We start from the raw sequence: 11901 nt of genomic DNA, 5'->3' as shown, positions 1-11901 counted from the left end.
ACCAGCAACGGGGACAACACCTTCTCCGACACCAGCAACGGGGACAACACCTTCTCCGACACCAGCAACGGGGACAACACCTTCTCCGACACCAGCAACGGGGACAACACCTTCTCCGACACCAGCAACGGGGACAACACCTTCTCCGACACCAGCAACGGGGACAACACCTTCTCCGACACCAGCAACGACGACTCCAACTCCGGCGACGACGACTCCAACTCCGGCACCGAGTCCGAGTCCCTCACCATCACCGGGGACAACTCCGAGTCCAACTCCATCACCGGGGACAACTCCGAGTCCAACTCCATCACCGGGGACAACTCCGAGTCCAACTCCATCACCGGGGACATTGCCGACACAGGTTCCGAGTCCGACTCCGACTCCGACTGCGGGCGGGACAACTCCGAGTCCGAGCCCTTCCATAGTCCCCACTCCAACTGCGGCGCCCCCAACTCCTCCGCCTTTGGGCGGGGGGCCGACTCCGCCGAGTTTTACATCTCCGACTCCTAACCAGCCGCCGATCGTGGAAGCGGGCAAGACGGTGACTGGTTTGCAGAATTTGCCTCTGTCTCTGAGCATTTCGGCGCCCAGCGACCCGGAGGGCCAGCCACTGTCGATCGCGGTAGTCGGACTTCCCAATCCTACTTTTGGTCAGGTAATTACGGGTACGAACCCCCTCACCGTGAACCAAAAGTTAACCGTTCAGGATTTACTTGGGCTGACATTTCAACCTGGAACAAACGTGATCGGGCAAGCCGGTTCTTTCAGCTACAGCGTAGCTGACGACCAAGGCGGCACGGCAGCAGCGTCAGTCGCGATTAACATCAATTCTTTCGATACCTCCGTAACTGTTCCAACTATCCTGTCGCCGATTGCTGTTGATGACGGCATTGTATTTACGAGTACGAATAATTTGCTGCCCACTTTCATCGACGTACTGGCGAACGATTCCAGCCCGCAAAAAGGGACGCTCAACATTATCAATGTCAGCACACCGCAATTGGGGATAGCTGTAAATCTTGTCTCTCAAGTGCAATTCATCCCTGGCAACGTAGCGGGTACAACTGCTTTCACCTACAGCGTCAGCGACGGATTCGGGACAGTTCCGGGCGTAGGTACTGTCACCGTTCAAATCTTGCCGGCTGATAGCGGGCCTAACAATTTGGTTGGGGGTTCTTTGCCGGACAATTTGAACGGTTTGGCGGGCAGCGATACTATTGATGGTCAAGGCGGCAACGATACGATTAACGGCGGTTTGGATAACGACGTGCTCGTAGGTGGCCTGGGTGCAGATACCATGACAGGGGGCGGCGGCAGCAATCAATACCGCTATACCAGCCCTGCACAAGGTGGGCCGGCTTTTGATGCGGCTTCTTCGGCGGCGATCGAGGCTGCGATCGCCGCGGGCGGATACGATGTGATTACTGATTTTAGCGGTCTCGGTGTGCCGATCGCCGATCAGTTTAATTTTGCCCCTGGATTTGCGAATCTGGGCGGTAACACCCAAGTTCTGCTGAATGTGCAGACAACTGTTTCTGCAAATATTCTGGGAGGAACTGCTTTCTTGTTTGCCTATGATTCCGGCGGCAATACTTACATTATTTATGACGGCAATGGCAATAACCTCACCGGCAGCGATTCTCGCATTTTGGCGAAGTTAAATGGTGTAACAGGGGTTTCTGCTCTTTCGGAATTTGACTTAACGTTTATCTAGGAAGATAAGAGGTTTGAAACCGCAGATAAACGCCGATTTCCTTGGCAGTTTATCTGCGTTTATTTGCGTTTATTTGCGGTGAAAAATTAAATCCGATTATCTTCAGAAAACAATCCCAACAAAGGGCCGAGAATAGCGCCGAAAACAAAGCCGCCGGCGTGGGCCCAGTAGGCAACTCCCCCGGATTCCATGCCGACACTTGCCGGGGCATTCAAGGAAGCCAGGCCGCTCAATGCTTGCTGTGCAAACCAAAATCCTAGAAAGAAGAAAGCGGGGACTCTGACGGTGGTAATAAAGATTCCCAAGGGTAGCAGTGTCAGAACTTTGGCTTGGGGATATCTGAGAATGTAAGCTCCCATGACGCCTGCGATCGCGCCGCTAGCACCCAGGGACGGAATGGCCGATGCTGAGGAAAAAAACCACTGAGTTAGTGACGCTAAAACGCCGCAAGTAAGGTAAAATATTATAAATTTGACGTGTCCTAAACGGTCTTCTACGTTGTTGCCAAAGATCCACAAAAATAACATATTTCCGGCAATGTGGAGAAAGCCTGCGTGCAGGAATTGGGAGCTAATTAGTGTCGTCCATTCGGGAAATGGCGAAACTGGCAGAGCCACCTGACACATATTGCTTAACTGGCAAGGAACTACGGCCCAAGAGTAGAAAAATTCGGTTAATTGTCGATCGCCCAAACTGAGTTCGTACAAAAATACTAATATGTTTGCGGCAATCAGCCCGTAGGTGACGTAGGGAGTGATAGTAATGGGATTTTCATCGCGTAAGGGAACCACAGCCTTTTTTTCCTCATCAAAATATTGGCAACACAGTAGCGCATTTATAGCCCATGTGTCTCCTGTCTAAAGGAAGAGGGAACAAGCCAATCGATTTTAGATTTTAGATTTTAGATTTAAAGAATTGAATAATTGAAGAATTGAAGCAAGCGACTTGACGGATGTATCCGGGGGGCTGAAACAAAAATACAACCCATTTAATAAAACCCTCCACCTTGCAGTTAGTTGAATATCTGCTTTTTAGTGTTGGGTTTTATTTTACCGCAAAGCGGTATATTGTAGGATTGCAGAGCAAGTTTGTAGTTGCGATATTGGTGCGGGTTTTCACCTCTCAACAAAACTACAAACTTATACCAATTTTAAAAAAGAATGCAACAGTATTCTTGTCCCCCCCCTTTGCAAGGGGGGGCTAGGGGGGGTCGAAGAGTGTTGCACGATTTTAGATAAATGGTATTATTTATCCCCTTGCTGATTACATTTTTACAGCGGGGCTAGTCGAAGGTTTAGGCGACTTAATTTCCTGGGAAACTGCACGGGCGCGGAAGAGTTTAGCAACGACTTGTTCACACTTAGACAAATCCGATTCTATCTCTGTCAAAATCGCAGTTGATACCGGATCTGTGAACTTCACCCGCAGGTTGTTGATATCCACAACACCGGTTTGCAAGTCACCGAGAGTGCTCCGCAGTAAGAACGTTTCATCGGTTCCTTGCATCGAAGCTTTTAATTTAGCGTACTTGTCAGCAATTTGGGCAGGAATTGAGGGTTTTTCACCGAAATCGTTGAGGCGACTTTCCAGAGCGATGATGTGGTGCTGTTTGTTTTGAATCATTTCTTTCAAGAGCGATCGCAAATCGCTATCTTGCGTTTTTTCGGCATAATGTTCAAAGGCTTCACAAGCATAGCGTTCCCCTGCGAGGGCGGTATTCAAACCTTTAACAATGTCGCCTTGTGTAGAACCTCCCCAACCATTAGCTAATTTCCACCATTCTGCATTTGTGTCAGTTTCTTCTGGCAAACCGACTGCTTTTCCGCCGTAACCGAGGCGAGCCATAATTGCGGTGGTAAATATTGCTAAATCTCCAGGTTGGCGGGAAGTAATCAAGTTGCCGTCAACTACTAAAGCTTCGTTAATGTAGTTAGCTCCGGCATTAATCATGTCTGTTTTAATTGCCAAGAAGCCAGTCGCATTTTTGCCTTTGAGCAAGTCGGCTTCAATCAAAACTTGCGGGCCGTGGCAAACAGCAGCGACGAGTTTTCCTTGCTCAAATGCTTCTCGTACAAACCTTACTGTGTTGGGGTTAGTCCGCATCGTATCGGGAGCCATGCCGCCGGGAATTATCACTGCATCGAATTCTGCGGGCACTGCTTCTGTGGTAGTTCCGTCAGCTTGCTGGGCAACTTTTCCTTGTTTCCCTGCATACTTTTCGTTTGTCCGCGAACCGAGAACAACTACATCAAAATTTGCTTGTTTTAAGGCGTTGTAAGGAACTAAAAATTCCGAATCTTCAACTCCATTTTCAATGAGTATGGCAACTCGTTTTGTGTTGCTACCATTATCGGTTGTCATAATCAAATTTCCTCAGACTATCTTTTTATATAACCCTAAATGATTTATGATGTCTTTAGCGTCTTGCTAAAGTGATAAATTAGTTTGTTTTAAAAGAGGTCAGCGTGAGCCTTGAGAGGTATTTTACAGTAATTGTCTCAATGCACATAAGAGGCTCCATTAATGTCGATCGTAGTCCCGGTAGCGTGCGTAGCCAAACCGGAGGCTAAAAACGCGATAACATTGGCAACATCTTGAGGAGGAGCGATTTTGCCGATCGGGATATCGCGCACGATATCAGCTTCCCCATACTCCTGCATCAGGAAAGAACACCACAAACAATCTGTGAGTCTTTTTGGCGCTAACAGGCAAATCCAGGTTATTGACAGAAAAGCCGAGTTGTAGCGATGGTTCCTGTTGAGATGGGGTCGCATTAGCGGATGGGCTCAGTAATAAACTTCATGGTGAACAAAATTGGTCGAGTTTATTTGAGGCCTGATAAGCTTTAATATCAATACTGTTCATACAGTACCAGGCTAGTGAAATTCAAGCACTATCACTTTATTAACCCTCCAAAACTCTTAATTTGGTCAAAAATGAAGTTTAAAAACGCTCTATTCTCTGCTGTCGTCACCTTTTCAACCCTGGCGATCGCCTCAGCAACCCAAGCTCAAACCGTTAATTCTCGCTGTGACATTTATCCCAAGGGGGAAGACCGCGCATCGAAAGTCGTCAATTGCACCTTCTCTCAGCGTCAAGGCTTGATCCGCATTCAACGGGAAGATGGCATTACCTATGAACTCAAACCCAATGGTGACAACGAATATCTGTATAAAAACCAGATGTCAGTTCTGAGAGAAAATGACGGCCCGGCGACCATCTTTCGTTTTAGTGACGAATCGGTTTACGTGTATCAGAACGAACGCGCTCCCTCTTCCGCCTCTACTATCAACAAAGGTAATACCCCCGAAAACCTCTATAGTACCGTGCCTCCCCAATTAAAAGACCTCGTGGGAGCTAAAGCGGGGCAAGCAGAGGGAGAATTGCAACGACGGGGCTACACCTACCGCACAACCCAAACCTTTGAGGGCGGCAAAAGTGCCTATTATGTAGAAAACCGCACGGGGTATTGTGTGGAAGTGGGAACTGTTGACGGACGCTTCAGTACCATTGTTTACAACTCCAGCGATCGATGCAATAAGTAACAAATAACGCGTCAAATAATTAATACCACTTCCAAAAAAGAATGCTATATAACTTTTTTGTCCTTAAACTCGATAATTACAGTGGATTCGGCAGCAGAGGTCGAATTAACTCCATAATTCGATCAGAATTAAAATTATTGATATAATCAGTTAGTGCCTTGGACAAACCTGCTTGAGATTCGGGAATTTGTACGATTAATTCGTTCATAACTTCGGTATCGAGATAGTAAGCGGCGTGATACATTTGTTCTAACCACTCAGGGGGCATCATGGATATATCTTCTACAGACACCGTTTCAACTAATTGTTTTTGTGGAGTTTGTTCTACGACTTCGTAGATATATTGCACTCCCAAATATTGAGCGAGTTTGTCAAAAAGTTCTCTCTGCTGAAATGGCTTGCTTATAAAGTCGTTACAGCCAGCCATAAGAACTTTCTCTCGATCTTCTTCCAAAACAGTGGCAGTTAAAGCAATAATGACAGTTTCTTGGCTCTGAGGGCGTTCTCTAATATATTTAGTAGCTGTGTAGCCATCCACGATCGGCATTCGCAGATCCATGAAAATCAGGTGTGGCCGCCAACTCTCCCACAGTGAGATTGCCTCAACTCCCTGTGTTGCTTCTCTCACCTCAAACCCAATGGAGGTAAGGATCTCGACTAACAAGCGGCGATTGTCTTCTAAATCTTCAACAACAAGAATGCGGTAAGTCGGTTGTCCGGGAGCTAAACTAATTACTCTTTGATTAATTGATTCTGGGGGTAAGGATTCTGCTTGAGGTAACTGTACACCAATCTCAAAGGAAAAAGTGCTACCTCGGTTTAAAGTGCTTTTAACCCGAATCTGACCGCCCATAAGTTTGACGAGTTTTTGACTAATGGCTAAACCAAGCCCCGTGCCTTGACTCAAATTATTTCCAGCTTGGGCTTGCACAAAAACCTTAAATAATTTATTAATTTCTGTGGGCGCAATTCCCACGCCTGTATCCTCAACTTCAAAACATAGGTGGCAGGATGTTTGGTCTCTTTGTGTTGCTCTTACCCGTAGGGTGACGCTTCCTTGATTGGTAAACTTAATCGCATTACCCAGCAGATTGACCAAGACTTGATAGAGTTTTTTCTCGTCACTATGCACAAATTGAGGAATGTCGGGATCTCGATCGACAATTAGCTGCACTTCTTTAGATTGGACTTTAACTTGGAACATTTCTTCGATAGAAGTCAGCAAACTTGTCAAATCAAACTCAGAAGGATTGAGTGTCATCCGTCCGCTCTCTATTTTGGATAAATCTAAAATATCGTTAATCAAGTCCAATAAATGTCTACCGCTACGATTCACAATCTGTAAACGTTCTTGGAGAGAAGGAGTCAGATTTCTCTCGTAGCTCATCAATTGCGTGAATCCCAAAATTGAGTTGAGGGGGGTGCGGAGTTCGTGGCTCATATTGGCGAGGAAGACAGTCTTGGCTTGGTTTGCTTCATTTGCCTGCTGAAATTCCAACTCAGCTTGTTTGCGATCGCCAATGTCAATTAAATATCCTAAGATTTCTACTGGTGTATCTGAACCATCTCGAATTAGCCTAAGCTGACCCAGCATCCAGCGATAAACCCCATCGGAGCGACGAAAACGGTATTCGTGGAAGTAAAAATCATTAACGAATAGATTTGCTAAGCCATTAAGCACTGGTTCTACATCATCTGTGTGTAAGTGATTCACCCAAAATTTAGAATCTTCTAAAAACTCGCGGCTTTCGTAGCCCAATATATCTTTGATATTTTCGCTGATGAACGTGGCGCTATAATCGCCAGCAGGTTTACTGCTAAAAATGACAACGGGGCTGTAGTTTAGGAGAAAGTTGAGGCGATTTGTGGTTGCTTGCAAGGCTTGCTCAGCCAGTTTTAGCTCTGTTGCGTCCTCCTGAACGGCAACATATACAGTTCCGTATTCAGGATGCTCAAACATGGATGTATGAACTCTGCACCAAAAGAGAGTTCCATCTTTCTTTTTATTGTGGACTTCATATTTCGCTTCCCCGCTCTGTTCAATTTGAGTGACCATATCTAGAACAGTTACATCTGGTGTAACCTTTGTATCGACATAATTCAAGACACCAAGGGATTGACCGGCTAGTTCGCCCTCTGTGTAGCCAAACATAGCGTCAAATGTAGGATTGGTGTAGACGATCGTGAGGTCTGAGGCTTTAATCAAACACACTCCGCCTGCCATGTTATTCATGATAACGCTTTGAATTTCTAGGGTCTTTTGAGCTTCTTTTCGAGCGGTAATTTCTTGGATTTGAGAAATAAAATGCAGTGGATTTCCCTGTCCATCTTGTACTAGCGATCCATTAAGAATAATCCAAATAATATGTCCTTGTTTATGGAAATACCGTTTTTCCAGTTGGTAAGTTGAAATTGTTCCTGCTAATAGTTGATTTGCATAACTAAGATCCGCGTCTAAATCGTCAGGATGCGTGATGTCTTGGAAAGTTAACGCTAACAACTCTTCTGAGGAGTAGCCAATAATCTGACATAAGGCAGGATTGACTTTAATCCAGTGCCCATCAAGTGAAACGAGCGCCATCCCGATAGAGGCATCTTCAAACGCATGGCGAAACTGCTCTTCACTGTTTCGTAAAGCCATTTCAATTTGTTTGCGATCGCTAATATCGCGCAGAATAACGGTAAACACCGTTTCGTCTCCCATTTCCAGCCTAGAAATAGAGGCTTCAGCCGAAAACTGCGTTCCATCTCGACGACGACCCAAAATCTCGCCTCGTTCTCCCATCCTTCGCGCTCTGCTAGAAGAATGTGCAAATTGTTTGATATGCTGCGGATGTGCATCTCTAAACTGTTCTGGCAGCAGTAAATTCAGTGCCTCCCCTAAAATATCCTCAATTTTATAGCCAAAAATCTTTTCTGCCCCTTGATTAAACAGGGTAATGCGTTGAGTGCGATCGACTGAAATGATTGCATCATTGGCGATTTCTAGAATTCCGGCAAAACGAGCCTGCGATTTTTGTAAAGCATCTGTTCGTTCAGCCACAAGAATTTCTAAATTTTCGTTAAGTTTTTTAATTTCTGTTTCGGCTTGTTGGCGCTGATCATCTATCTGGTTCAAAAAGCGAGCCGTCCCCAAGATGAGAATTGAGAACGTGAAAACCATAACAGTTGAACGCAATGTATAGCCAAAATTAGCGTTATACCAGCCTAAATTTTGTCCTTGAAGAGTGAACCAGTTCAGTGTCACCGGAAAGATCATCGCCCAAGGCAGCAACCACCGAAGCATTACTCCGCCGACCAGGGGACTGCTTACTACTTGCATTAATCCTTCCTTGGGGCGGAGCCATAAAATTCCTCCATAGAGGATGAAAAAGGTGACGATCGTGTTTGGGGGTGGAGTCGTCGTAATTGTGACCAACCGTTCAAGAATATCAACATTGAATAGGTGTGCAAATAAAGCTAGTAGAGAAATTAAAGCTGCAACACTACTAAAAATCTGAGCCAACCAAGTATCCCGTGGGGAATTTTGCCCTAACAGTAACAATCCTACTCCCATCAGCACAAAATTTAGGGCGGTATTGACTCCCATTCTTCCCGGATAAGGAGTCGCTGAAGACACGAAATCTCGGAAAAGCCACTCATCAATACCCAGCTTCCAACCAAAAATATACTGGCTCAGCGTCAGCACACTGATGATAATTATGAATCCTGCCATCCCTTGAGCGATGCGATTGTGCAGTCGGGTTCTTTGGTACTGCAACAATTTCAAAGACACTCCAGCCAGCAAAAAGCAAAGTGCCGTGTTTGCTTTCATGGTCGAAGTCATACCGGGAAAACCACTTTTGAGTACGGAGATGTCAAATTGCCAACCCAACAGGACGACGCACCCGATCGCAATGACGAATAGGCTTGCCATTTGAGAAATGCGCTTGTTCATAAATCGGCTGCTTGGGTTGAAACACTCTTCTTCTGATGTTAGGCGAAGCCAAGAATGGCAACCACGGGGGGACTGCCCCTAACCGAACTATTCAGATTTTGTATGGCTGCGCCCCCTTGCCAACCCAATATATCGGGGATTGCAGGACTTCTTTGTGGGTAAAGTGACTTTTTTAACCGAATAATTAAACTATACTATTTGTGCATATGTTTATATTCCTCTAGCAGGAAACTAGGGAAATGAGTATGATTGTCGATAGAACTAGCGATAGGATTAGCGATCGAGCTACAAACTACCGAGGCAATATTTTAATTGTTGACGATCTGCCTGATAACCTGCGTCTTCTCAGGGATACTTTGAGCGCACAGGGTTATAAAGTTCGTAGTGCTATAACAGGGGAAATGGCTATCCGAGCTGCCCAATCTCCATCGACGGAGTTAATTTTACTAGATATTAAGTTGCCCGATCAGGATGGGTATGAAGTTTGCCGACAATTAAAATCTGATGAGCGCACCGTAGACATTCCCATAATTTTTTTAAGTGCGCTAAATGAAACTTTTAATAAGGTGCAAGCGCTGGCTGCGGGAGGGGTAGATTATATTGCTAAGCCATTTCAAGTCGAAGAAGTATTAGCTCGTGTCGAAACCCACCTAACAATCCGAAGGCTGCAACAAAGCCTCCAAAAGCAAAATTTACGTCTCTTGAGAGAAATTGAAGAACGGCAACGTCTCGAAGAGTCTCTCTTTGCCGAAAAGGAATTGGCTCAAGTGACACTGCAATCAATTGGTGATGGGGTTATTACTACTGATGCCCAAGGTAATGTGAGATATTTCAATCCTATAGCTGAGCGACTGACAGGCTGGAAAATTCATGAAGTTCAAGGAGTTCCTTTCTCTAAATTATTCCTAATTGTTGATCAAGTAACGCGAGAGCCAGTAGAGAATCCTATAAACAAGGCTCTATTAGAGGAGCGAATTGTGGGCTTAGCTAACAATACTATTCTGATTTCCCATGATGGAACCGAGTATCCCATTGCTGACTCGGCAGCACCCATTCGAGACCGCCAAGGTCAAATTATCGGGGCAGTCATCGTCTTTCATGATGTTACTGAATCGCGCTATCTCACCCGTCAACTCTCTTGGGAAGCGAATCACGATGCCCTGACGGGGTTAATCAACCGTCGAAGATTTGAGCAGCAGCTAGTTGAGGCGATCGCCTCTGTTAAAGATAGCAATCAGCAGCACGCTCTCTGTTATTTAGATTTAGATCAGTTCAAAGTCGTTAACGATACCGTAGGTCATATTGCTGGCGATGAGCTACTGCGCCAAATCACCGCACTTATTCAACAGGGAGTCCGTGCTAGTGACACACTGGCTCGTTTGGGAGGTGATGAATTTGGTATTTTGCTCACTCAATGTCCACTATCTCAAGCAACTCAGATTGCGGAAAATCTCAAAGACATAGTGCATCAGTTTCGGTTTATTTGGAATGGCAAAACCTTTATCATCGGAGTCAGCATTGGAGTTGTTGCCATTGACCAAACCAGTCAAGATTTGATGGAGCTTCTGGGAGCGGCTGATGCAGCTTGTTATGCCGCCAAAGCCAGAGGCCGCAACTGTGTTCATATTTATAGTCTAGATGATAGCGAACTAATTAAACAACGTGGTGAGAGGCAGTTGATTTCCCAAATCAGCCGAGCGCTGGAAACCAATCGTTTTTGTCTCTACTACCAAAAGATTGTCTCTATTACCTCTAAACCATTAGTAGAGCATTATGAGATTTTGGTCAGAATGCTGGATGAAAATGGAAAAATAGTATCTCCAAATCAGTTTATTCCCGCCGCCGAGCGTTACGGCTTGATAACAGAGATCGATTGTTGGGTAATCGAGACTTTTTTCTCTAATTATCACAACTTGCCGGATAAAGATGTTCTTCGTCAAGGCTTGTATACGATCAATCTTTCTGGGGCTAGCATTAGTAACAATCAGTTTCTGAGGTTTTTGACCGAACAATTTTCTCGCTACCAAGTCCCCCCACAAACCATTGGTTTTGAAATCACGGAAACCGCAGCGATCGCAAACTTTGAACAAGCCAGATATTTCATGACCGAACTCAAAAAGATTGGCTGTTGCTTTGCTTTAGATGATTTTGGCAGTGGGTTGAGTTCCTTTGCTTATCTGATGAATTTACCAGTGGATTATCTAAAAATTGATGGTGCTTTTGTCAAGAATATTAGTCATAATTTGATTTCTCAAGCGCTCGTTGAAGGGTTTAATCGTATTGCCCATGCGATGAATCTCGAAACTATAGCTGAGTTTGTCGAAGACGAGACTATCTTAGAAAAATTGCGAGAGATTGGAGTAGATTATGCTCAGGGTTATGGGATCGCCCGCCCCGTCCCTATTAATTTTAATCGCTAGCCATCGCACGCTTGCCAGCGAACCCATTGCCTCACGCCTGCGTCCTGTCTGGAGGCCTCCAAGAGTCGATCGCCCGCTGCTACAAGGCTGACTCATATCAAATCCGTTAGCATCGGAATAGTAAATTCGAGTTCACTGTTCACGGCGTTGACTGTTCACGGCGTCAACCGTCAACAGTCAACAGTCAACCGTCAACATCATAAGGAGTGTAACCGGAAATGATATCAATTTACTGTGTCACATTTAGATCGAATGTGCTGTAATTGTAAAGGATTGAGTGTT

The 11901-nt window shown here is 45.4% G+C and carries 8 protein-coding genes; 3 read left to right on the top strand and 5 right to left on the bottom strand.

The features are described 5' to 3' along the window. Window positions 1-582: hypothetical protein (locus QUA43_RS08890; RefSeq protein WP_333372911.1), on the bottom strand; the 582-nt coding region annotated here is incomplete at its 3' end. On the opposite strand from QUA43_RS08890, the gene QUA43_RS08885 reads away from it, so the two are divergent. Further along, window positions 554-1717 (top strand): Ig-like domain-containing protein, encoded by a 1164-nt coding sequence (locus QUA43_RS08885; RefSeq protein ID WP_333372909.1) that lies wholly within the window; start codon window positions 554-556, stop codon window positions 1715-1717. The two genes, QUA43_RS08890 and QUA43_RS08885, sit on opposite strands and share 29 nt — an antisense overlap. 86 nt (window positions 1718-1803) lie before the next feature. Here the strand turns inward: QUA43_RS08885 and QUA43_RS08880 are convergent, their stop codons facing one another. The 3 genes from QUA43_RS08880 to QUA43_RS08870 form a co-directional block, all read right to left on the bottom strand. After that, a complete protein-coding gene (locus tag QUA43_RS08880) occupies window positions 1804-2508 on the bottom strand; it encodes a rhomboid family intramembrane serine protease (protein WP_333372906.1) in 705 nt (234 codons plus the stop codon). A gap of 472 nt (window positions 2509-2980) precedes the next feature. Beyond that, window positions 2981-4078, bottom strand: a complete 1098-nt coding sequence (locus QUA43_RS08875) for a DJ-1/PfpI/YhbO family deglycase/protease (RefSeq protein ID WP_333372903.1) — start codon at window positions 4076-4078, stop codon at window positions 2981-2983. Between the two features lie 137 nt (window positions 4079-4215). After that, the gene (locus QUA43_RS08870; protein ID WP_333372901.1) at window positions 4216-4491 is read right to left on the bottom strand and encodes an SDR family oxidoreductase; all 276 of its coding nucleotides are present in this window, start codon (window positions 4489-4491) and stop codon (window positions 4216-4218) included. Between the two features lie 162 nt (window positions 4492-4653). Here QUA43_RS08870 and QUA43_RS08865 point away from each other — a divergent pair, with 162 nt between their 5' ends. After that, window positions 4654-5262, top strand: coding sequence for a hypothetical protein (locus QUA43_RS08865; RefSeq protein ID WP_333372898.1), 609 nt, complete (start codon window positions 4654-4656; stop codon window positions 5260-5262). A gap of 76 nt (window positions 5263-5338) precedes the next feature. On the opposite strand, the gene QUA43_RS08860 is transcribed toward QUA43_RS08865, so the two are convergent. Further along, the gene (locus tag QUA43_RS08860; RefSeq protein WP_333372896.1) at window positions 5339-9199 is read right to left on the bottom strand and encodes a PAS domain S-box protein; all 3861 of its coding nucleotides are present in this window, start codon (window positions 9197-9199) and stop codon (window positions 5339-5341) included. 245 nt (window positions 9200-9444) lie between these two features. On the opposite strand from QUA43_RS08860, the gene QUA43_RS08855 reads away from it, so the two are divergent. After that, complete coding sequence (locus QUA43_RS08855) at window positions 9445-11619, top strand: EAL domain-containing protein (protein WP_333372893.1); 2175 nt, start codon at window positions 9445-9447, stop codon at window positions 11617-11619. Window positions 11620-11901 lie beyond the last annotated feature (282 nt).

The organism is Microcoleus sp. N9_B4 (genome assembly GCF_036701635.1).
Lineage (GTDB): Bacteria > Cyanobacteriota > Cyanobacteriia > Cyanobacteriales > Microcoleaceae > Microcoleus.
The sequence above is the reverse complement of the archived record's forward strand: the minus strand, read 5'-3'. Positions and strand labels throughout refer to the sequence as shown.